This is a genomic window from Dictyobacter alpinus, assembly GCF_003967575.1.
Classification (GTDB): domain Bacteria; phylum Chloroflexota; class Ktedonobacteria; order Ktedonobacterales; family Ktedonobacteraceae; genus Dictyobacter; species Dictyobacter alpinus.
On the sequence record NZ_BIFT01000001.1, the window covers coordinates 4,446,716 to 4,469,723 of the forward strand.

The window sequence follows — 23,008 nt, forward strand, 5'->3', positions numbered from 1 at the left end:
GAAAAGATGGCCATCATGGGAGTCAGACACACTCTAAGCTTAAAGATGTATATTGCGTTCTACCACTATCTTATGAGTCATCCCGTCTGGGAGGTGCAGGAGGGTGGCTAGCCCTCCGGCAGGGAGGACCCTGCACCCCGGCGAGAGAGCGCGATAGAACCCCTAGAGGAGAAAGGCGGCATCAATGGCGAGCATACTACAGCCGCAGCGTATCATTCAAGACACGCCCAGAAGAACATCCCGCAAAATCAAAATTACACCATACCTGTTCATCTTGCCACATTTACTCTTTTTTGTACTCTTTATTGGCTATCCATTCTTTAATGGACTCTACTTAAGTCTGTTTCGTTACGACTACTTGCAGCCTGGTACCAATGCGTTTGTTGGACTGCAAAATTATATCGATCTCTTCACACAGGGAACAGTCGTGTTTCAGGAATTCTGGAACTCTTTGTGGAATACGCTGCAATTTGTGGTCTATAGTGTGCCGTTGCTGGTGATCATACCGTTGCTACTGGCACTGCTCTTAAACGCGAAGATCCCAGGCGTAACGGTCTTCCGGACGATCTATTTTGCTCCATGGGTGCTCTCAGTCTCGGTTGTCGGACTCCTGTGGTGGTGGATCTTTCAGAGTACGGGTGGGCTGGTCAATAATTATCTTGCCCTCTTTCATATAGATACGCCGGAATGGTTATCGACGCTCCCATGGGCATGGGTGGCGATCGTTGTCGCGACTATCTGGTGGACAATGGGCTTCAATATGATCATCTTGCTGGCCGCCTTGCAGAATATTCCCAGTGAGTTGTATGAAGCCGCCAGTGTGGATGGCGCGAACAAATGGCATCTCTTGTGGCGTATCACCTTGCCGCTCCTCAGGCCAATCCTGCTGTTCATCGTGATTACCTCAATCATTGCCTCATTTAATCTGTTCGGGCAGCCATTTATCATGACCCAGGGTGGACCAGCAATGCCTTCGGGTGGTGGCGCAACGACCCCGGTGATGTATGAGATCTACAACAATGGTATTGTTCGACACTTTGTGGGGAGCGCGGCGGCCATGTCTTTTGTGGTGGCCATTATTATGATTGCGATCTCATATACGAACTTCCGTCTCTTCAGGGAGCGCACCTGATGAACGCCGCCGTTGCGCAGTTGCACTGGATAGACGAATAGAAAGGGAGTAAATCAGGATGGCTACGAGTACTCATTCCCGCGTGCCTCACAATAGACTGGATGCGCGTCAGGATGTTGATCTGAAAAGAAGGCGTGTACTGAGTATGGTCACGCAGCGTACATTGATCTATATTATTCTGGTGTTTATCGCACTCCTCATCATCCTACCGATGTTGTGGATGCTTTCAACTTCATTTAAGCCCAAGGCGGAATGGTTCTTGCAGGATATTCGCTGGATTCCGAAGCGTTTTACCTGGAAGAACTATAGCGATCTCTTCAGTAATCCAGACACGCCGATTGTGCGCTGGTTCCTGAATAGTCTGGGGATCTCGGCGATCAGTACTGGACTGATCTTGTTTTTGGATGCATTGGCTGCCTATGCCTATGCTCGGCTTGAGTTTCCTGGTCGGAAGCTGATCTTTACATTGATGCTGGCCACGTTGTTTATGCCAGGATTGATGTTTTTGATCCCTAACTTTTTGACGATCTACAATATGGGACTGCTGAATACCTATGCCGGTGTTATTCTGCCCGGTCTGGCGGGTGTGTTTGGTGTCTTCTTTTTGAGTCAGTTTTTCCAGTCTATCCCTAAAGAACTGGAGGAGGCGGCGCAGATCGATGGGGCTACGACCTTCCAGATCTTTTATCGCGTGGTGCTTCCTCTTTCAAAGCCAGCGTTGGCAACGCTTGCTGTGATTACCTTTCTGGCTAGCTGGAACGATTTCCTCTGGCCTCTGCTGATCTTGCAGGATCCCAATATGTATACGCTTCCTCCCGGCTTGAGCACCCTGCAAAGCTCGTATGTGACACTCTATGGACCAACTATGGCGGCGGCTGTAATTGTCGCGATCCCTGTGTTGATCATTTATATCGCGCTCCAACGCTTTATCGTCCAGAGTGTGGCTAACGCAGGCTTGAAGGGGTAAGTGATGAGTATGTCGCTGTTGCGCTCTTACCTCAAAGGTAAAAGCGTACTATCAACCTTGCTGGGATCGCTCCTCGTGCCGGTGATACTCTTGAACGGTATTACCGGATGCGGTCAGCAAAGTCAGGATACACAGTCAAAGAATAAGGCGGGAACCATGCAACCAACATTTCAGAATCCGGTACTTGATAGTGATTTTCCCGATCCAGGCATTATTCGCGCGGGCAATTTTTATTATACCTACGCCACGAATGCCGCAGGCAAAAATATCCAGGTTGCTCGTTCCAGTGATCTGGTTCACTGGGATATGCTCTCGGATGCGCTGCCGGCTCTCCCTGCCTGGGCGCAGGCGGGCGGCTCCTATGTCTGGGCACCGGATGTGATTCAACTGGGCAATACGTATGTGATGTATTATACGCTGCGTGATGCGCAAACGAATGTACAATGTATCAGTGTGGCCGTGAGTGATAAGCCGGAAGGTAAATTCAAGGATAGCAGTACAAAGCCGCTTATCTGTCAGGCTGACCAGGGGGGAAGCATCGATCCAGCGCCGTTCCGTGATGGTGATAAGCTTTATCTCTACTTCAAAAATGACGGCAATAGTTTGCATCTACCAACCTATCTCTGGGCCCAGGAATTGTCTGCCGACGGTCTGCATGTCACCGGCAAGCCGACGCAACTGATGCATAACGACAAAAGCTGGCAGGGAGATCTGGTTGAAGCCCCGAATATGTTTAAGCACAATGGAAAATACTACCTCTTCTTTTCCGCCAATAACTATGCTGATCAGACCTATGCCGTTGGTTATGCCCTCTGCCAGAGTCCAACCGGACCCTGTGAGCAAGCTGCTGAGAATCCTATCCTGGCCAGTCAAATGAAGCAGTCGCCTTTTGTCATTGGTCCTGGCGGACAGACCGTGTTCCAACTTGGTGATCAGACCTGGATCATCTATCATGCCTGGAATACCAATTCCGATGGATCGCGTGGCGATAGCCGCACCATGTGGCTGGATCGTATAAGCTGGAAGGACGATAAGCCACAGGTGCAGGGACCAACAACCCATGCCCAGCCTGTCCCAACGCCAGGCAATTTTGGCAGGTAGACCGGGTGAGCACAATGCACGCCAATTGTATTGAAAGCAATCGTAATGACAGTAAAGCAGCAAGCAACATGGAGCAATCCATTCTGGCATCAAGGTTTTGCCGATCCATTTGTGTTAAAAGTGCGCGGACGTTATTATGCGTACGCCACCGAAAATATAGCCCATCCAACTGAGCAGGCGCGGGTCTTTCCTATTTTGACCAGTACTGATATGGTTTCCTGGCAAGAGGTGGGAAAGGCCATGGCCCACCTTGGGGCGCCACACTTTTTCTACTGGGCGCCCGAGGTGACGGTATCGAATGGGCAGTTCTTTATGTATTATGCGGTCCATACCGAAGAATTCGCGGGCAGTATCCGTGTCGCCGTTGCGGATCAACCGGAGGGACCCTTTGTGGATAGTGGTCATGATCTCACCGCTGGCCTTGTTCCCTGGGCCATTGATCCGCATGTGTTTAAAGATGATGATGGTCAATGGTATCTCTACATGACGATTGAGTATCTAGATGCTGAGTCTGGCCTGGTTGGCAGTGGGAATGCCGTGGCGCGCCTGCTGGATCCATTTACTGTACAGGGACCCATTACGCGGGTGACGCGTCCCACACAGGCATGGCAGATATTTGAACAGCGACGCGCATCCAAGGGGGGAGTGGATTGGTATACGGTGGAAGGACCGGCCGTATTGCGCCAGCGCAGAAACTATTATCAGATGTACTCCGGGGGATGTTACTATCGCGACAACTATGCCATGAGTTACGCCAGTGCGGAGAGGCCAATGGGGCCGGGCGGCCTCCAGGATACCTCCTGGCATGATTGGTCCGGTCGGCAGGGCGATCCTCGTCTGGTACATGGTGATGAATGGATGATTGGTCCAGGCCATAACTCAATCGTGCTCGGACCCAATAACGTGGACCACTACATAGCGTATCACGCGACCCAACCAGGGATGACTGAGCGCCAGCCCTGTCTGGATCGCCTGTTTCTCCACGGCGATGAATTGTGGACCCCTGCCGCGACCCACACGCCTCAGCCAGTTCCCACGATGCCACGTCTGCGTGACCTTTTTGCCGCGCCTGCATTATCGTCCAACTGGCAGGCAACCTCGGGTGAGTGGAAGGTTGTAGTAGAAGAAGGGGCGGTGGTGCAGCATGATCAAAGCCTGAAACGGTCCATATTATGCCAGCAAACACGGCTCAGTGCTAACTGGCTCCTGGAAGTGAACCTTAAACAGGAGAGTGGACAAGGCACTTATGGCGTGTTGCTCCAGGATAATAACAAGCGTGATGCCATCCAATGTACCATTACAGCCGATAAGCAGTTGGTCTGTACGAACCTCCAGACTGGAAGCACGCAGGCCCGAGCCTTACCGGCCAACACCATCCTTGAGCGCTGGCATCAACTCCTGCTCTCCCAATCCGGCCATATCCTTACCATCCAGTTTGACGGCCTACCGATGATGGACGTAGTCCTGGACCATGTTATGCATAGCTTTGCCTTAATCACAGAGCAGTGCAGTGCCGCATTCAGTGCCATCAGCCTCACCGACCATTATCGCGACGAATTTCTCAGCGCCGACCACACGCCCGCCATGCTTGGCTGGAGCGCCGCCACTGATCTACAGGATTGGCAGATCCACGACGACGCGCTCCACCAGACAAGTTCAGCTACCGGCACGCATATGCTCTACAAAGGCCAGAGCTATAGCCAGAGCGAGGGGAGTGCCACCATGAAACTGACGCAGCGCGCGGAAAACGCTGAAGCCGCCCTGGGCCTGGTCCTGCACGCACCGGAGCGCGCACCGATCACCGTCTGGTTTGTCCAGGAGCCGACCGGCGTCAGCCTGCGTGTCGCAGGCCTGGCAGATCCCATCAAGCAGCAGCTACCCCAGGGTAGTGACCTCCATGATTGGCATACCCTGCGCCTACAATGCCAGCCCGCGTGCCTGCGCATCTTCCTCGATGGCCCCGAAATAGCCTCACTTCCTATATCCATGGAAACGTCCCGTATGGGCCTTGCCACCAGTAATGCCGCCGCCGCATTCATCAGCGTCTGGCAAACCGGCCAATCCTTTTCGGTTAAGGGGGAAGAATGATATCTCTGGCTCCATGACGTGACGTGGAGTGGGGGCATGAGCCGGCGTTGCATACGTCGATTGGGGGTATGGGCCGGCGTTGCGTACGTGGAGTGGGCGCCACACGCAAGGCCGGCATGCGGCATGATCGACGGTGATACGTGTTAAGAAAGCATCGCATGCCTGTGGCGCCTACACGAATCATGTTTCTTGATGCATGGTCGCTCCGGAACGGTTTGGTGGGCGATCATGGGACATTGCCTCACACATCCATGTTCCAACATGCTCAGGCAACATTCACCGTGATTCGTGTAGGCGCCACAGCACTGCGAGTCGTTCTGACATGTTCGCCCACGAAAACCCAGCAGTGCGGCCTTGCGTGTGGCGCCCACTCGACGTACGCAACGCCGGCTTATGGTACCACTCGACGTACACTCGGTTGGCTGATGGCGCCATTTGACGTACACGACGTCACGCCATAGCATAGGGGGTATTCCTTTTCCCCTTTGACCGAAAAGGATTGGGGGGACAATTCCTGCCTGGCTAACCTTAAAAGGGTAACCTATGTGGTTAGTACAAAAGGTTAACTCGGTAAGACCAATGTTGTCAAGAAGGGAACGCTGATATATTAGTGCGATGGAGATACAATTAAAGGTAAAAGAGATCGCGACGCAAAAAGGTTTTAATCAATCATCTTTATCGCGTGCTGCCAATGTAGACTTCAAGACCGTTAAACGCATATTTCAGGATCCAACTCGGGATGTCTCATTAAGCACGATAGTGAAGATTGCCTGGGCGTTGAACGTTCCACTAGACGATCTGATGGATGTACGCGGAGAGCCCCATTCTCGTCCGGATGCCAGTAATCCTGAAGCATAGCCTGTACCCATATTTCTTTTCTCTCATTGCTGTTTTCATAGGCGTCTTATCTTTGCAAGGAGTGCTATGAGTGCCAACTGATACATTCGAGTTGTTCTATGCATATGCAGATGAAGATAAACAACTACTGAAGAAGGTAAATAAACATCTTTCGCTCCTCGTGCGACAGAATTTGATTTCAACCTGGTCTTCTCAAGATATTAGCGCTGGAACGTTGTGGGATCAGGAGTTGCGCGCTCACCTCATGACCGCTGACATTATCCTTCTGCTTGTGAGTGCGGACTTTATCGCCTCCGACTACTGCTACAGCGTTGAAGCGCAAGAAGCCCTGAGACGCCATGATGCAGGCGAGGCACGTGTTATTCCGATCCTTCTGCATCCCTGTGACTGGGAAGATGCGCCATTCGCAAAGCTCGCACCTTTGCCTAACAATAGAAAGCCTGTTAAAATGTGGTCAAATGAAGACGCTGCACTCACCAATGTCGCTAAAGGTATCCGTAAAGTTGTCAATCAGTTACATGGAACCGACGATCCTGACACCGAAGCAGAGACGAAGAGTAATAAGAAAAATGCCAGGGGTGGGGAAGCTGGGAGAAAGAATATGGCACGTACACCACAGAATATTGATCGCAATTACCTCAAGAAGATTGTCAGGCAGTATTATACCGAGCTAAAAGATTACCAGGAAGTTGCTAACTACGAACTAGGCCTGCGTGCCGCCTTCCAGAATATGCTATCCGCAGTCGCCAGGCATTGTGGCTGGTCCCTTGCTCCTGAAATGACCATAGATAGAATTCGACCCGATGGTGTTGTCCTGGACGAGTTCCGTATCCGTCGCGGTTACTGGGAAGCCAAAGGACCAAAGGTGAACTTAGACGAAGAGATTCGCAAAAAGATCGCCACCGGCTATCCACTCACCAATACCTTGTTTGAGGATAGTAAACGGGCCGTCCTGTATCAAGGGAAACGTAGCACCCCGAACGAATATGACCTGTTAGATGCCAACCGTGTCATTGACCTCCTCCGTGATTTCTTCACCTATGTAGAGCCTGATATTGAGAACTTTGAGGAAGCGGTTGAGGAATTCAAGGAACGCATTCCGGAAAACGCCCAGGCGCTCCTCAATATCATTAAAGATGAGCATAAGCTCAATAAAAAATTCCAGGACTCATTTGCGACGTTCGCTGAAGTCTGCCGTACCTCGCTTGATCCTAAAATGAATGATGCCGCCATTGATGAGATGCTAGTGCAGCACCTGCTAACGGAGCGCTTATTCCGTACCGTCTTCAATAATCCTGATTTCGTCAACAACAACATCATCGCCTCTGAGATCGAAAAGGTCGTGCGCGCCCTGGCCAGCCGCTCCTTTAACCGCAATGAATTCCTGAAGACCCTGGACCGCTTCTATGTCGCCATTGAGCGCGCCGCCATCGAGCGAGAAAGTTGGAGTGCGCGTCAGGAGTTCTTGAATACCGTCTATGAACGCTTCTTCCAGAGCTTCTCTGCGAAACAGGCCGATACTCACGGCATTGTCTACACGCCCCAGGAGATCGTAGACTTCATGGTTGAGAGCGTTGATGAAGTATTGAAGCGAGAGTTTGGTAAGTCAATTGAGACACCAGGCGTCAAGATCCTTGATCCAGCCACCGGTACCGGCAACTTTATCGTCAACATCATTCGCCGCATCGACGAGTTCAACCTGGAAAAGAAATACAAAGAAGATCTCTTCTGTAACGAAATCATGCTGCTCCCTTACTATATCTCCTCCCTCAACATTGAGCACGAATACTATGCCAAAATGGGCCAGTATGAGCCGTTTGAAGGTATCTGTTTCGCCGATACCTTGGAGTTGGCAGAAGGCCAACAAATGGCGCTCGAAATGTTTGTTGAGGAAAATACAACAAGGGTTAAACGAGAAAAAGAAGCTGATGTTATGGTAGTGATCGGAAACCCTCCATATAATGCGTGGCAAAAGAGTGAGAACGACAACAATAAAAATCGCAAATATCCTATTATTGATGCGCGTGTGCGAGAAACATATGCGAAAGATTCACAAGCAAGTAATAAAATTGCTCTAGGTGATGTTTATGTCAAATTCTTCCGATGGGCAGTAGATCGCTTAGGAAATCGTGATGGAATCGTTTGCCTGGTTACCAATAATTCTTTCATTGATCAGATTGCTTTTGATGGTATGCGCAAGCATTTACAAAAGCATTTTACTCAAATTTATCATGTGGACCTACATGGTAATGTAGTGAAAAACCCTAAACTTTCTGGTACCACCCATAATGTCTTTGGCATCAAACTAGGAGTAGGCATTACACTTGCTGTACGTAATTCCAAAGCTGTTCAATCTACACTTAAATATCACAGAGTCCCAGAATATTGGCGAAAAACAGAAAAATTAGCATCCCTGAGTAAAAGCAAAAGTATTAATGGTATTAATTGGTTAGATTTACATCCGGATGAGAGAAATACGTGGATTACAGAAGGCATGAAAGTTGAATACTCTTCGTTTCCTCCTTTGGGGACGAAAGATAGTAAATCATCTTTGGTGGAAAGCGAAAACACAATTTTTAAAACATATGGAGGGGGTGTTAAGACTAATCGTGATCCTTGGGTGTATGATTTTGATGAAGAAAACTTAGAAAAGAAATTACAAACTATTATTGATACCTACAATGCAGATTTAGATCGTTGGAATAATAAAGCAAGAACTGACTTAGAGATAGATAGTTTTGTAACTTCAGACGATAAAAAAATCAAGTGGAGTGAGACTCTAAAAAAGTCTTTATTGAATGGTAAGCGCCTTTCATTTGTGCGGCAAAATATCAGAGATTGTATATATCGTCCCTTTGTAAGGCAGTATTTGTATTTTGATTCTTTGCTCAACGAGAGGCAATATTTATTACGGTCTTTTTTTCCAACCCAAGAAAGTAAGAATACTGCTATTTGCACTATTGGGCCTGGAGCAGATCACTTAACCTTCTTGGCCGTTAATACTATTGTCGATGTTAAATGTGGTATAAATGGCAATTCCACGATACAATGCTTTCCCTTTTACACTTATTCAAATGATGGCATCAATCACCGTGAGAACATCACAGATTGGGCGCTCAAGCAGTTCCAGGAGAAATATGGCTCCGAAGTCTCAAAGTGGGATATCTTCCACTATGTCTACGGACTGTTGCACCATCCACAGTATCGCGCGCTATACAAAGAGAACCTGAAGCGTGACTTGCCACATATCCCATTGGTGCTGAGCCAGGAAGCGTTTGAGGCGTGCGTGAGTGTCGGCAAGCAATTGATGGAACTGCATGTAAATTATGAGCAGGCAGAAGAGTATCCTCTAGAGCTTGTAGCTGATAAGAATATCCCATTTGTCCAGCGTCTACGGGTTGAGAAGATGAAGCTTGCAGCAGATAAACGATCCCTCGTATATAGCCAGGGCCTGACCATAGCAGGTATTCCCCAGGAGTGCTTTGAATATCGCTTAGGCAATCGCTCGGCTCTGGAATGGGTGATCGATCAATATCAGGTTTCGACCGATAAACGCAGCGGCATTGAGAGTGATCCCAATCGCCTGGATGATCCTCAGTACATCCTACGCTTAATCAAACAAGTCATCACAGTAAGCGTGAAGACGGTTGAGCTCGTCAAAGAACTCGCTGAAGCTGTAACGGCTGAAGACTGGTTAGGCGAATCTGTTAATGTGAGTGAGAGTCTGTTAAGTACCGATGGAGTGGTACAAGAGTAACAAAAGACAAATGCCTGGTACGGTTCGGTTGCTTCAACACGATGCGGTTTCTCCGTTCCAGGCGACACCCTTGATGTAACATGAATTAGGCCTGCGAATTTTGCAGCGAGATGTGGACCATGGGATTCATCACCCAGAGACAAACAAGGTAGTTACGACCTTCAACGGTCGTTTGCCACCCGCCGCAGCGTAGTGGCCCAGTATCCCCGCGATGCAGTTCCTTCCAGGCTAACTCGGTGCCTCACGCGGTGCCCAAAAGGAACCCCCCAAAGGTATCGCAGAGGCCCTCTCTCTGGGCGAGGTGACGGCGGTGAAGGAGCCGAACGAAGATGATACCGGGCCACCTCGCTGCGGCGGGTGGCAAACGACCGTTGAAGGTCGTAACTACGTGGGCTTGCTCGTGATGAGGGTGAGGGATCGCTGGGGTATGGTTGGGTATCATTCAATTTTTGCAACGACATACATACCATCGTGGACATGCTCAGGGGCTTAGATATGGGGCGAGGAGACGGTGATCATAATCGTAAACAGGGGCTTGGACATGGGCCAAAGTGACGGCCCACCATTGAGTTCGATTATCGCCGCTAGCATGATCATTAATTGCTTTATTAGCAGAGCTAGAAGCGCCTGCTTGCTCACGCTCGGCGAGGAATTGATATACATCCATCACATAGCGCCTTGGGACAGGGACATTCACAAAGTATTGTACACCCTCAAAATAGAAGGCCCATGGGCTAATATCACCTTTAACGAGATTGAGGACTTCATACAAAAACGCGGTAAGGATTATGGAGCAATAAAACGAAGAGATTATATATACTTTCCTGATGATTGGAGCCAATATTGGGCATCTCAAGGCTTGCTCTAGGGCTTGCTCACAAAAACTGGTACCATACTAACCATTGAATGTTGCTTATAGTTATTTGTGCACATAATTTTATCTGGAGAGGTTGAAAGCATATTGCGGAAGGTAGTAAAGTCATTCTGTAAATTTCTTATGAGGTACAAGTGCTCATTGATGATCAAAGGGTAGATCGCTATCTGGAACTGCGACAAGAAATACTCTCGCCTCTTGTTATCTGGATGTTGATTCAGAGGCTCAATTTCAGGCTGAGAAGCCTTTGATGACTTTCTCACCATCCTGCCTGACCACTCGATTGTTTTGCGCTTGCTGCAATCCTTCAATCACGTATTAGTGATCTTACTCATAGCTGACAAACCGAGGTGTAGAGGCGTTGGCTGATATGTATTGCTGGCAGCCAATTTGACATCCAATTGCACTGATTACAACGGAGTTCTGCCGACCACAACAGGCGCATCGCGATGAGTTTTGAGCACGTGTGGACGTGGTTACCTTTCTTCCAACCATGCCAACATGCTATAATGGGGTACATTTCGTGAGTGGGAGGGAACTAGTATGCAGTCTGAACAACCTCTCAAGGTACTGATCCTTGCTGCTGAAATTGAGCCGTTTGTGAAGGTCGGTGGTATGGCGGAGATTGTGGGTGCCTTACCAAAGGCTTTACAAGCTCTTGGGCATGATGTACGCCTGGTGATGCCGCGCTACCGTCAGGTTGATGCCGAGCATTTTCAGTTGACGACGAGCCTTGATACGATTTCTGTGCCGATGGGCAATTTCCAGGTTTCGGCTTGCGTACGGCAGGCGGAGATCGGGAATCATATTCCTGTCTATATGATTGATGCGCCACGGTACTTTGATCGTGAAAATATTTATGGATATACCGATGATGGTGAGCGTTTTATTTTGTTTTGCCGGGCAGCTCTGGAGGCTGTGCGGGCTTTAGGTTGGTCACCGGATATTGTACATTGCAATGACTGGCATACGGGCATTGTGCCTAACTGGCTACATACTTTGTATCGGGAAGATGAGTTCTTTTCCCATACGGCGTCGGTCTATACGATCCATAATCTGGCATATCAGGGTATCTTTGGCTATCGCTTACTTGAGGTGGCCGGCGTGGCCGCGAACGGCTTTGTCTATCCGCAGATCGCTGAACTGGCGAATGTGGTGGATATTATGGGCCGGGGAATCCTCTTCGCGGACGCGGTGACGACGGTGAGTGAGCGCTATGCCCAGGAGATTCTGACGCCGACTTTTGGGGAGAAACTGGATCATATGTTGCGCTCCCGGCGCGATCGCTTGTTTGGTATTTTAAATGGAGTGGATTATCAGGAAAATAATCCTACCACCAATAATCATATCCATACGCAATATGATGCAACGAGTCTGGAGAAGCGGGCAGAGAATAAAGCGGCTCTTCAGGAGCAGGCTCATTTGCCGGTGAAGCCGGATGTGCCGATGCTGGCGATGATTTCACGGCTGGCAGACCAGAAAGGCTTTGATTTGCTGGCGCAGATCATTCATCCTTTACTGGCCCAGGGCGTGCAGTTTGTGCTGCTGGGCGTGGGCGATCAACATTATCATGAGATGTTCCAGAATCTGGCGGCGCGCTATCCGGATCAGGTGGCGATCTTCCTGACCTTTAATACGGAGGTGGCGCAGCGCATCTATGCTGGTAGTGATATGTTGTTGATGCCATCCCGTTTTGAGCCGTGTGGCACCAACCAGATGTATGCGATGCGCTATGGCTGTGTGCCCATTGTGCGCCACGTTGGCGGTCTGGCCGACACGGTTCAGGAATATAATCCCCATACCAGTGATGGCAATGGCTTTGTCTTCCAGAATTATGATGCCTGGGAATTCTTTGCCGCGATTGTGCGTGCGCTGGCCCTGTACCCTTTTAAGAATTTCTGGCATACCTTGCAGTTGCGTGGCATGGCGGCCGATCATTCCTGGAACGCCTCGGCTTTGCGCTATGTTGAAGTCTATCGTAACGCTCTGGCCTATCACCAGACTGGCAAATAGCGCCAATCAACCATCTATCGTCACAAGAATGGGTAAGAATAGGAAAAGATCCTCTGGTCTTTTCCTGTTCTTTGTCTTTGCTGGGTATTGTATAAGTGGCGAAGAATTCTACCTGATAAAGCTATTGACGTTTTAGCGGTTGCAGTCTATAATAGTGCAATTCATTCAAAGCATCACAAATAATGCAGGGATTGTTTGGTTGGGGCTTGCCTGTAAAGCAGGTCCTGTATCAGTGGTTGTGGAAGGGAGGAGGCATTGGTTTCCAATTATTATGCTGATGTTAACCAGCGGCGCTCACATTTATTAAAGGTGTTTGAAACACTTCCCGCATATGATTCACAGGATTTCTGGTCTACCGTGGAACAAAAGGATTTCCCCCGCGAAGTTTTAGTAAAGTCCTTACGGGCGGCTCGCCAGATGCAGCAGGATGCGGTCTGCGAGGGTCTGGCGTCCATCATCGTTGCTCGCTCCCTGGCGAAAAACGAGTTCTGGGCCAAGGGTATCGCGCAAAAATGTTATGAGTTGGGTTGGGATGAGCAGCGGAATATGAGCCTTGATTTATGCGCTGATTTAAATGAAGCAATCCTCAAAGCCATTTTTGATCCTCAACGTCACTTCTGGGAAGAGAATTTTGTGCATTGCCTTGGTTATGAGCGTATGCATGTATACCGCTCCTTTATGTTACGTGAAGGACGTTTAAGTTCCGCGCACGTCGAGAAGGGGCGCCGCATCCCTCGTAGCCTGGTTTATCGTCTCGACGATATGGTTGTCCATGCCGATGTTTTACATAACCCCTACGAAATCGAGGATGAGCGTGCCTACGCCATCCTGCACGCCATCGACTCCAGTTTTTTGATGGATATTGTCAAGCGCCTCCCCCAGCGTCTGGCTGAAGTTGTCCACCTGGTTTACTGGGAAGACAAAACCGAGAAAGATATTGCCACCATCCTTGGCATTTCTGATCGCACCGTACGCAATCGTTTACAGATGGCCATGCGCATCCTATCGCAGTCCTTGATCTGTGAGCCTGATTGCATGGCCTATATCCCCCATGGCTTGCGGCCAGATCCAGACAACTTGTAGCTATCATCTTGTCTTCATATTGGCATATTAGTACCTACAGATCAAAGCCTGCTTGCGCTTGCTCCTGTATGGCCAATATGCCATACTGAACGCAACGGCCGCCCCCGTGGTCAACACGTTTCGGTTAGGCATTGTAGCGGCAGGTCTTGTACCTGCAACCTGTTCACGTACGAAATGTTCTTCAAACACATGATCGTATGACGGCGAACAGATCAGGCGCGTGCTGCGTACTGCTTGTGCATGGTTATACGTCTACAGGTTGCAGGTACAAGACCTACCGCTACGCGCTGTTATGAAGCGAAATGTATTGGTTCTCTGGGTCGAGGTTGCAAGCAAGAGGAGCATTGAAAATATGACGCGGAAGATGGCGTTTATAGATTGTTCGCTGGGGAGCAGTGGCTCCTTGTGGTTGTCTACCCTGATGGATCTTGGCTTGTCCGTAGCTAGCATCCGGCGCGCTCTGGCCGCCGTAGACCTGGACATCTATCAGGTTGAGCCACTTCAGGTGTTTGAACGGGGGGCCTCTGGCATCCGTCTGGCCTGGACATCACTGGATCAGGTTACGCTGCGTTCGTTGGATGCGTGGAGTCAGCAGCTAAAAAGTTCCGCTTTACCTGAGCCTGTGATCGCCCGTGTGCTGGCCTGTCTACGCTGTCTGGCTGAGGCTGAATCTGTTGTGCATGACACCCCCCTGACTACTATCCAGCTTTCTTCCGTAGCGCTGATGGAACTTGTCTGCGTTGTATCTGGGCTGCTGGAACTCAATATAAGCGAACTGTACGCTTCACCCTTGCCGCTAAATACAGGTTTTGAGGGAGAGCATGACCTGGCACCATCGCCAGTGACGCTGGAGATCCTGCGTGCGTCGGGGGCTAGCTGGAAGCCCGTTTCTTCGGGCGGTGAGCCTGTCACACCGGTCGGAGCCGCGCTTCTCGTCACCTGTGCACGCTTTGAAGTACCGGTCTTCTCAATCGAGCGCGTTGGCTATGGCTTTGGCAGCACGAGCCAAAATCCGCCTGCTGCCATGCGCCTCTACCTCGGGACCTCCACTGAGGTAGAGGAACCTGCCAGTATCATGGATGCTGATACCGATTGGGTCGCGGTAATCGAGTCAAACCTGGATACCATGACTGGTGAACTGCTGGGTGGTCTGATGGAGCGGCTCTTTACGCTCGGCGCCCTGGACGTGACCTACACCCCTCTCCAAATGAAAAAGAATCGGCCCGCCACGCTCCTGACCGTCATCTGTCCCGTCTCTCTGGGAGACCAACTGGCGCTCATCTTATTGCGCGAAACCCCCACCCTTGGTGTACGCATCCAGCATATTCGCCGCCTGAAAGCGCAGCGAGAGCAGGTACGCATCGACACCGCTCTCGGCCCGATGCTGGTCAAAATCAAGCGCCTGGGAGCACAACTCATCAGCGCATCTCCCGAATACGAAGAATGCCAGCGCATCGCCACCATGCGCCAGCTCCCCCTGATAGAGGTCTATGAGGTTGCACGAGATGCCATCAAAAACGTTATAATAGATAAAAAGGATCGTATAGATACTACAACGCAGGAAAATTAAGGAGGTTTTCCGATGGATTTTGTTGATTGGCGTAAAAGAATGGATAAACCTTCAACCGAGACCGAAGAAAATAAGCAGAGCTACCGTGGTCGCCGTATGGGGGATTATGTTGAAGAGCAGATCCGTAGCGCCCAGGCCCGTGGCGATTTTGATAATCTGAAAGGTATGGGTAAGCCCTTAGAGCTAGAGCTGAAGCCAGATGATGATAATCGTATGGCTTATGGACTGCTGAAGAATAACGGCTATGTGCCATTTGAAATTGAGTTACAGCGACAGATTGATCGGGCGCTTGAACGCACCAACGCCAGAGTCGCGCTCCTGATTACGCGTAGGAAGAAACTGTCCCACCGCCGCATTGCTCCCTTCGAAAGCGAGAAGCGCAGCTTCAACGCCTCTGTCGAAAAAGCCGCCATCCAATACGACGAAGAACTGCGGCAGATCAACAGCAAAATACTCACCCTCAACCTCTCCACCCCATCCGCCATGCATCGCCCGATCCTCAAAGTTGGCGAACTGGTAGAAGCCTTCCGTGAGGCCTGTCCACATATAACATGATCATCATGCCCGGAGGAAGCGTCAAGATAGCGCACGCTTCCTCAATAGCTAAAGGACCAGCGCAGCGAGCTCTTTTTGCGGACGCGAAAAAACATTCATATCAACATAGCCGGACACACCGGGAACATGGCCACGATTGTTGTATTGCCAGAAGCTCCAATTCTGGACCTTGTTCCACTGGACTGGCGTATAGACATCTCGTATCCAGATCGTATAGTTCGCAAAGTTGCCTTGAATATATTCGGTATATCGATCGTGATCGGTATAAATAATTGGCTTCACGCCATAGTGTTGCTGCAGGCGATTAATGAAACGATTGAGCTCACGCAACATCATGCTATGGTCATTACCAGAGACCTCTAGATCCAGCACAGGTGGCAGCATCCCGGCTTCTTTAGGCACCACACTAATATAATTGTTGGCCTGCTCAATGCCAGTTCTATAGTCAGAATAGAAGTGATAGGCGCCACGCAGAATATTCTGCTCTTTAGTCCCGCGCCAGTTCTCCTGAAAATAGGCATCTTTATAATTCTTGCCCTCGGTCGCCTTAATAAAGGCAAACGAAAACTGGCCCGATTGGGCCACGCTCCTCCAATCAACATGCTCCTGGTAACTCGATACATCGATGCCGCGCACAGGATAATCCGCTACAAACCAGGCATTCGGCCATATCGTCCCCGTATACAATAGCGTAGCCAATGTCGACAGCCCCAGCACTACAAGCGCCATCGGCAAAAATACACGTACCCACGCTTTCCGTCTCTTACCCAATAATCTCACCCTCTATCGGAAATAGACCACTATAGTCGTGCTTATCTATTTATAATAACACAACCAGCCCTACTTAAAGCGAAGCGCAAAAGAGGTCAGCGCGATCTCCGTGTAACGAAGTTTGCATCGAAGGTAAATAAGGAGGGGTACCTTTTTATTATCTGTATATCCATCGTGCTTTGTCAAAGTTCATTTGATAGGGGAGCGGGGATGCAAGCGAGCATGCCGGGGCATGATCAAGCGGCGAGTCCCTTGACTGGGGGCGCGGGGGGGCAGTGCCCGCGGCAACTCCCCCCCTCTCGCCCGCGTCGCGGGCGAACAATCCATCAAACAAAGTTTGACAAAGCACTACGGCTTGCAAAACAAAAGGATTATTTGGATAGCACATTCAAGCTATTAGTATTATCATTGGTGAAGTAGACCTTGAGGTTCCCCTGCTGATCTTTCGCCGCCGCGACGCCAAACAGGGCCGAGTTGTTGCCCTGAGCATCGACCATGGCCGGATCGACCTGTTTTACCCCAACCACAGTCCCCTTCTGCAGATTGATCTCAACCAGATTATTGTTATTCAGGTTTACCACCAGCGCGTCACCATTTAAAGGATTGATCGTCATGCCGCCGGGGTTATTCAATGGTCCACCTTTGAAGATGGTCTGCGATTTTACCGAGTGCTTGAGCTTGCTGCTGAATGGATAGCCAGCGATGCGGTTGGTTGAAGGATCAACGGCCAGCAGGACATCTTTCCATTTGTCGTGGCCAACTTTAAGCTCCGGCAGCCAGCGCAGCTCAATCTTCGAAATCTTATCCCGCAGTCCGAACTGGCCGATCTGCGTTACCTTGAATTTGACAGGCTTACCGCGCTCCTGCTGCTTGATATCGACGCGCAAGATCTTGCCGTCAAGTTTGTTGCTGGTAAAGAAGGTCGCGATATTGTCCATATCTTTATTGTTGGTTTGACCAACCGTAATGCCCCAGGGTCCATTGAAGAGGGGACTTTTCAGGGTCTGGAAAATGGAGCCATTGGCATTAAGGATCAACACGTCATTGCCGGCCGAGTTTGCCACCAGCAGCCTGCCGCCGTCGAAGGCCATCGCCGAGGGACCCGATACGCCGTTGGCGGCTGGCATATTAAAGACGCGTCCCTTGCCCGCAACCGGAGCGAACTTTACCAACGTCATACCCTTGTCCTCATTACCAATATTAGAGACAAGTACATCGCCAGCCTTCAGCGTTGATGATAGATTGGCCGGGGTGATCACGATCTTGTAAGGGTTAGGATCAACCATGGCTCTTTTTCCAGTGAAATCGAGCACGTTAGCTGTGCTCCCGATCTGCGAGATATTTTTCAGCCCATTGATGTTGGTGATGGCTGGAGCGTGCCATTGTTTATGTTGCTGATATGCCGCGTGTGAGGTGCTCAATTGCTGTAAAGCAAAAAATATGATCGCACCCAACAGTACTACAATCGTCGCCATGATACCCAGACGACCACCACGTGAAGATAAAAACTTTGTGGAGCCTGCCGTAGCGGGCTGAGTATGCGCCGTGTTAAGAAGTGACATCTCTACTTCTTCCCTTCTTGTCAAAGACAAGTTAAATACATAAACACAAATATATCGCACAATTTGCGACCTTCTGTGCTTTTACACGAAGCGATAAAGTCACATTTTCTCAATAACCTAAAAGTCACCTCAAATGCCTATTGCTTTTGTCAAACTTCTTTTGATGGATTGTTCGCCCGCGACGCGGGCGGAGGGGGAGGAGGGAGTTGCCGCGGGCACAGCCCCCGAACCCCCAGTCGAGGGCAAGAAGAGCCAGGAGACAGCAAAAGGTGAGTCTCAACCGTCAGAAGATGATAAATCTGAGCAATAAATAAGCGTTGCTACAGTAGGCCTTGTAGCGATAAATAAAGAACCCTCATAAAGCCAGTACTGAAGCGGCTTTATGAGGGTTTTGGTCATAAAAAAGAGCCGAAGGTCGGATTTGAACCGACGACCCACGCTTTACGAAAGCGTTGCTCTACCCCTGAGCTACATCGGCGGGTATTGTCGCAGGAACCAGTCCATAATGATTTATGTCCGCTCCTCTTAACACTGCCGATTATACCTGTAAACCTATGCTATGTCAAGCGCTTTAGAACACAAATTTTCTCCCCTCCCAAAAATACTACTCCCCCATCCCACTATGTTGTGTGAGGATGGTTACCAGTCTGCATCCCACATGTTGTGTGAGGATGGTGCGCGGCCGCGGCCGCGCACCATCCTCACACAACATAGGCGAGCGCCGCAGGCGCGAGGCGTGTGCCCAGGCGACAAGCATCAACCAGGCGATTATAGTCCAAGTGTATTTTCTTATTTGCAATTGATGCATCTCGTAATGATTTCTAGTGCTTAAATACAGAAATGTTCATCTCGACAACTCTACTATGGTATGGTAAAATAGAGTCCAACGTTTCGATCCCGTCTAGTTTGGAGTTTTGTATGCGCGTCCTACTGGTTGCAACCACAAATCGTCATAAGTTGGAAGAGTATCGAGCAATATTTCAGGATCTACCTTATCAATTGCTCTCGCTAAAAGACCTCGCTATCGATTTTGATGTAGAAGAGACGGGTACGACCTTTCTGGAAAATGCGGAACTAAAAGCTCTGACATATGCTCGTGCAGCAGGTGTACTTACACTGGCTGATGACTCTGGTCTGGAAATTGATGCCCTTGGAGGGGAACCTGGAGTGTATTCCGCTCGCTTTGCGGGCGTTGATACCCCCTATGAGCAACGTTTCCCGCTTCTCTATGAGCGCTTACGCAATGTTCCTGCAGATCAGTGGACCGCCCGTTTCAAATGTGTGATTACGCTCGCTGAACCTTCCGGGTATCATCAGAGTGTTGATGGGGCGATTGAAGGCGTCATTACTGATCCACCCCGTGGAGCCAACGGGTTTGGCTATGATCCTATCTTCCTGGTTCCAGAACTCGGAAAGACAACCGCTGAACTTCCACCAGCGCAGAAAAACCAGATTAGCCATCGCGGACGAGCAGCGCTTAAGGCGCATGCTTTACTGGAGAACTGGTCGCCATCCCCCTTGTCTCCCCAATAGGTACGGGGATGTTGTTTGTTCAATGTAGTCGAGAGAGCTGAGGACAGAGAATTTATGGCGAAAAGACCAGCCATTCGTGTTGCCCTTGATTTAGAGACGACCGGTTTACATCCCGAGCAAGATACGATCCTGGAGATCGCTGCTGTAAAGTTTCAAGGGACTGAAGTCATCGATACATTAGAGACATTCGTGACTCCCGGACGTCCTATTCCTTATCGGGTGCAGCGCTTGACTGGTATTAAGCCAGAGCATCTGGTTGGCGCACCTCCGTTTGCGGCTGTCGCTAAGGATTTGCAGGCTTTCCTGGCAGACCTGCCGATTGTTGGACATAGTATTCCTTTTGATGCGAGCTTCTTACGGATGCGCGGCATCGCTCGCTCGAATCCTCTCATCGATACTTTTGAGATGGCAACTGTTTTATTGCCGTCACTGGTTAGCTATAATCTGGGACAGGTCGCGGAGGCTCTGGGTGTGCGGGTGCCACATGATCGCCATCGTGCTATGGTGGATACGGTACTGGCCATGGAGGTCTTTAATGTACTACATCAGCGTCTGCAGGAAGTGGACCTGGATGTGCTGAATGATCTGGCGAATCTGGATGCGCCTCGGTCCTGGCCTTTGTTGCATTTCTTTCGGCAGGAGTTGCGTGATCGGCAGGAGCGTGATGGGTTGATGGGTCGCCTGTCCCGTGGCAGCCTGGGTGATCGCTTTGCTGCTCAACTGGGTATGGATCCACGGGTCCTTTCTTTCGCGGTTGGTCGCGATGTGGCCAGTGCCGCCGAACCCGCAACTCCTGCGGTGATTCCGGCTATTGATCCTCCCGTACACATAGCTCCTGATGGCCAGCAGCCGAGCGCCCAACGTGATAGTGCCAGGGCCGCCGTGCGCCAGTCTTTAGAGCAGCGTGCGCCATTGTTGTTGGAGCTTACGCTGGGTGGACATGATTATGATGCTGCTTTGCGGCCTGTGCTTGAATGGTTGGCTGAAGAACCTGGGCCTGCTGAGCCTCCACGCCGTTTAGTGATCGCTTGTGTGAATCAGCAGTATGCCCGCCGTTTAATTGATATCATTCTCCCCACCCTGCAGGCCCAACTTCATGCTCAGATCCCTGTCGCGTATATGGCTGAACATGGCGGTTACCTCTGCACCCATCGTTGGTTTGGCGCGGCCATGCGCCGTACCAGTGGTGAACTCACGGCCGAGCAGGCGCGTGGTCTGGCCAAGCTGCGGCTTTGGACCCATGAGACGCTGCAAGGTAATCGTAGTGAGCTGACACTCTTGCAGCAAGAGATGGCAGCCTGGGATAGAATTTCGTCCGATTTTGAGCAGAAGCGCTCGCTTGATCCACGCTTTGAGAAGAGTTATCAGAACTGCACATATCGCCGGAAAGGCTATTGTTTTGTCGAACTGGCCGAGGAGCGTATTAAAGCTGCTCAACTGGTGGTGACGACCCATACTGGACTCTTCGATGACCTGTGTCTGTCCCATCCTTTGCTGGCCGATGTTGATCGTCGCTTGATCCTGGATGCTGATTTGCTGGAGGAAGAGAATATTCGCTGGGGAGGCTCAGAGTTTGATCAGGTACAGGTGCTACGGCTCTTGAATACGATTGGTACCGAGTTGCCGGACGGACGCTATCAAGGCTTATTGGCGCTGGCTGCTCCGGTTTTGCGTGAGAATGGTCCTGGTGGCCTGTCGACTACGCAGACGGTGACGAAGGCTGAACTGGATCAGCGTTTATTACAGTGGTTTCAGACCTTGCGTCAGGCACGGGCGTCGGTTGAGCGTTTATTCGCGGCCTTTCTCGCGCTGGTTGAAGATTCTGCTCAAAGTGGCAAGGGACGTTCGGATGCGGCGCATCGCGCTCATGCTCGTGGACATGAACGGGCGGATCAGCCGTTGCGCATCAATGGAAATATTCGCCAGCTTGGTTCCTGGGATGAGGCCAATCAGGCCTGGCAGCAGGCTTCACAGCGTTTGCGGGCCGTCATCGATATGGCCAATCTGGCCGAAAAAACCATTCTTTCTGCTCAGAAGGGGCGCCGTAAGCCTGAGAAGGGGAGTGGTGAGGATAGTTCCGTGGCCTCAGAATTGGTGACTACGGCCTATCAATTGGGTGAGTTGGTACAGAAGGTGCAGCAGGCGATGTCTCTTGAGGAAAGCGATTCGGTCCACTGGCTACGGACACCGCCGATGCCTGCGACCCAGCAGAATGCGGCCAGGAATGCGGCTGACCCCGCTACACGTTCTTTAGCTGTTGAGCATGCCCCAATCTTACATTCTCAACTGGTGCAGACTTCGGCTATCTTCAAACGGTTACTATTGCAGGAACACACTGGTACGATTTTTGTTGGTACCGCCCTGTCGGTAGATGGTTCTTTTGGCTTTGCCCGTCAGCGTCTGGGACTGGAGCAGGAATCGATTGCTGAGACTTCCCTGACAGCCAATCACGCTGAACAGACGCTGATCTATCTGCCAAACGATGTGCCTGAGCCGAATTCGCCACAGTATCAGCGTCATGTTGAGGAGTCCCTGATCAATATCGCTACGGCTCTCGAAGGCAAAGTTGTCGCCCTTTTCACGTCCCATGCTGCTCTACGTAGTACCTATACGGCGATAAAACCCATCCTGGAGGCGCGTGATATCCTGGTCCTGGGTCAGGGAGCGGACGGCTCTCCGCGCCAACTCTGGCAGGTTTTTCAATCGCAGGAACGCGTGGTGATCCTTGGTACGGGGAGCTTTTGGGATAGTGTGGATGATGTTGCGCGCACACCCACCTGTCTATTTATTGCCCGCTTGCCGATGCCGGTCCTGAATGATCCTCCCCTTGCGGCGCGTGCCGAACAATATTCTGATCAACTCCGCCAGTTGACGGTGCCGATGGCGACGCAGCGTGTGCGACGAGTCATTGATCGTGTTATATGGAGTGGCCGTGAGCGGAATACTGTGGTCTTATTCGATCGCCGTGTGACTTCCAAAGAATATGGTTCTACCGTCCTCCATAGCTTGCCCCGTTGCTCACAACGTCAGGGTTCTGTCTCGTTGATGCCTGATGCAATGTTGGACTGGTTGACTGCTGAAGGGTCCTGGGATGATAATAACTCCTGATGTCAGGAGTGTGGGCCTCCTCAAACCTGAGTGCCG

At 50.5% G+C, this 23,008-nt stretch carries 15 protein-coding genes and 1 tRNA gene; 12 read left to right on the top strand and 4 right to left on the bottom strand.

All coding sequences use genetic code 11. The features are described 5' to 3' along the window. The first annotated feature begins 184 nt into the window (after nucleotides 1-184). The 6 genes from EL633_RS17625 to EL633_RS17650 all read left to right on the top strand — a co-directional run bounded on the left by EL633_RS17625 (nucleotide 185) and on the right by EL633_RS17650 (nucleotide 9,903). Nucleotides 185-1,132 carry a carbohydrate ABC transporter permease gene (locus EL633_RS17625; protein WP_126628443.1) on the top strand — a complete coding sequence of 316 codons (948 nt, stop codon included), beginning with the start codon at nucleotides 185-187 and terminating at the stop codon, nucleotides 1,130-1,132. Between the two features lie 58 nt (nucleotides 1,133-1,190). Beyond that, nucleotides 1,191-2,099, top strand: a complete 909-nt coding sequence (locus tag EL633_RS17630; RefSeq protein ID WP_218027511.1) for a carbohydrate ABC transporter permease — start codon at nucleotides 1,191-1,193, stop codon at nucleotides 2,097-2,099. A 3-nt stretch (nucleotides 2,100-2,102) separates the two neighbouring features. Next, nucleotides 2,103-3,200, top strand: a complete 1,098-nt coding sequence (locus tag EL633_RS17635) for a glycoside hydrolase family 43 protein (protein ID WP_126628444.1) — start codon at nucleotides 2,103-2,105, stop codon at nucleotides 3,198-3,200. Nucleotides 3,201-3,245: 45 nt separating this feature from the next. Continuing rightward, nucleotides 3,246-5,288: a glycoside hydrolase family 43 protein gene (locus EL633_RS17640; RefSeq protein ID WP_126628445.1), complete on the top strand. Its 2,043-nt coding sequence runs from the start codon at nucleotides 3,246-3,248 to the stop codon at nucleotides 5,286-5,288. A gap of 615 nt (nucleotides 5,289-5,903) precedes the next feature. Next, the gene (locus tag EL633_RS17645; protein WP_126628446.1) at nucleotides 5,904-6,146 is read left to right on the top strand and encodes a helix-turn-helix domain-containing protein; all 243 of its coding nucleotides are present in this window, start codon (nucleotides 5,904-5,906) and stop codon (nucleotides 6,144-6,146) included. Between the two features lie 70 nt (nucleotides 6,147-6,216). Further along, nucleotides 6,217-9,903, top strand: coding sequence for a type ISP restriction/modification enzyme (locus EL633_RS17650; RefSeq protein ID WP_126628447.1), 3,687 nt, complete (start codon nucleotides 6,217-6,219; stop codon nucleotides 9,901-9,903). A gap of 481 nt (nucleotides 9,904-10,384) precedes the next feature. Here EL633_RS17650 and EL633_RS17655 read toward each other — a convergent pair whose 3' ends face one another. Then, nucleotides 10,385-10,570 (bottom strand): hypothetical protein, encoded by a 186-nt coding sequence (locus EL633_RS17655; RefSeq protein ID WP_126628448.1) that lies wholly within the window; start codon nucleotides 10,568-10,570, stop codon nucleotides 10,385-10,387. Nucleotides 10,571-11,320: 750 nt separating this feature from the next. Between EL633_RS17655 and EL633_RS17660 the strand changes: the two genes are divergently transcribed. The 4 genes from EL633_RS17660 (at nucleotide 11,321) to EL633_RS17675 (ending at nucleotide 15,998) form a co-directional block, all read left to right on the top strand. Then, nucleotides 11,321-12,790 carry a glycogen synthase gene (locus tag EL633_RS17660; protein ID WP_126628449.1) on the top strand — a complete coding sequence of 490 codons (1,470 nt, stop codon included), beginning with the start codon at nucleotides 11,321-11,323 and terminating at the stop codon, nucleotides 12,788-12,790. Nucleotides 12,791-13,045: 255 nt separating this feature from the next. After that, the gene (locus EL633_RS17665) at nucleotides 13,046-13,873 is read left to right on the top strand and encodes a sigma factor-like helix-turn-helix DNA-binding protein (protein ID WP_126628450.1); all 828 of its coding nucleotides are present in this window, start codon (nucleotides 13,046-13,048) and stop codon (nucleotides 13,871-13,873) included. Nucleotides 13,874-14,225: 352 nt separating this feature from the next. Continuing rightward, nucleotides 14,226-15,443, top strand: a complete 1,218-nt coding sequence (gene larC2, locus EL633_RS17670) for a nickel pincer cofactor biosynthesis protein LarC2 (protein ID WP_161982213.1) — start codon at nucleotides 14,226-14,228, stop codon at nucleotides 15,441-15,443. Between the two features lie 12 nt (nucleotides 15,444-15,455). After that, nucleotides 15,456-15,998, top strand: coding sequence for a DnaJ family domain-containing protein (locus EL633_RS17675; protein ID WP_218027512.1), 543 nt, complete (start codon nucleotides 15,456-15,458; stop codon nucleotides 15,996-15,998). A 48-nt stretch (nucleotides 15,999-16,046) separates the two neighbouring features. Here EL633_RS17675 and EL633_RS17680 read toward each other — a convergent pair whose 3' ends face one another. From EL633_RS17680 to EL633_RS17690, 3 genes are all read right to left on the bottom strand, one after another. Beyond that, nucleotides 16,047-16,769 (bottom strand): GH25 family lysozyme, encoded by a 723-nt coding sequence (locus tag EL633_RS17680; RefSeq protein WP_371865546.1) that lies wholly within the window; start codon nucleotides 16,767-16,769, stop codon nucleotides 16,047-16,049. 371 nt (nucleotides 16,770-17,140) lie between these two features. After that, complete coding sequence (locus EL633_RS17685) at nucleotides 17,141-18,331, bottom strand: NHL repeat-containing protein (protein ID WP_126628452.1); 1,191 nt, start codon at nucleotides 18,329-18,331, stop codon at nucleotides 17,141-17,143. Nucleotides 18,332-18,737: 406 nt separating this feature from the next. Continuing rightward, nucleotides 18,738-18,809 (bottom strand) — tRNA-Thr (locus EL633_RS17690). Between the two features lie 440 nt (nucleotides 18,810-19,249). Here EL633_RS17690 and rdgB point away from each other — a divergent pair. Both rdgB and EL633_RS17700 read left to right on the top strand, forming a co-directional pair. Beyond that, nucleotides 19,250-19,864, top strand: coding sequence for an RdgB/HAM1 family non-canonical purine NTP pyrophosphatase (rdgB, locus tag EL633_RS17695; protein ID WP_126628453.1), 615 nt, complete (start codon nucleotides 19,250-19,252; stop codon nucleotides 19,862-19,864). A 54-nt stretch (nucleotides 19,865-19,918) separates the two neighbouring features. Further along, nucleotides 19,919-22,972 carry an exonuclease domain-containing protein gene (locus EL633_RS17700; protein WP_126628454.1) on the top strand — a complete coding sequence of 1,018 codons (3,054 nt, stop codon included), beginning with the start codon at nucleotides 19,919-19,921 and terminating at the stop codon, nucleotides 22,970-22,972. Nucleotides 22,973-23,008: the final 36 nt, after the last annotated feature.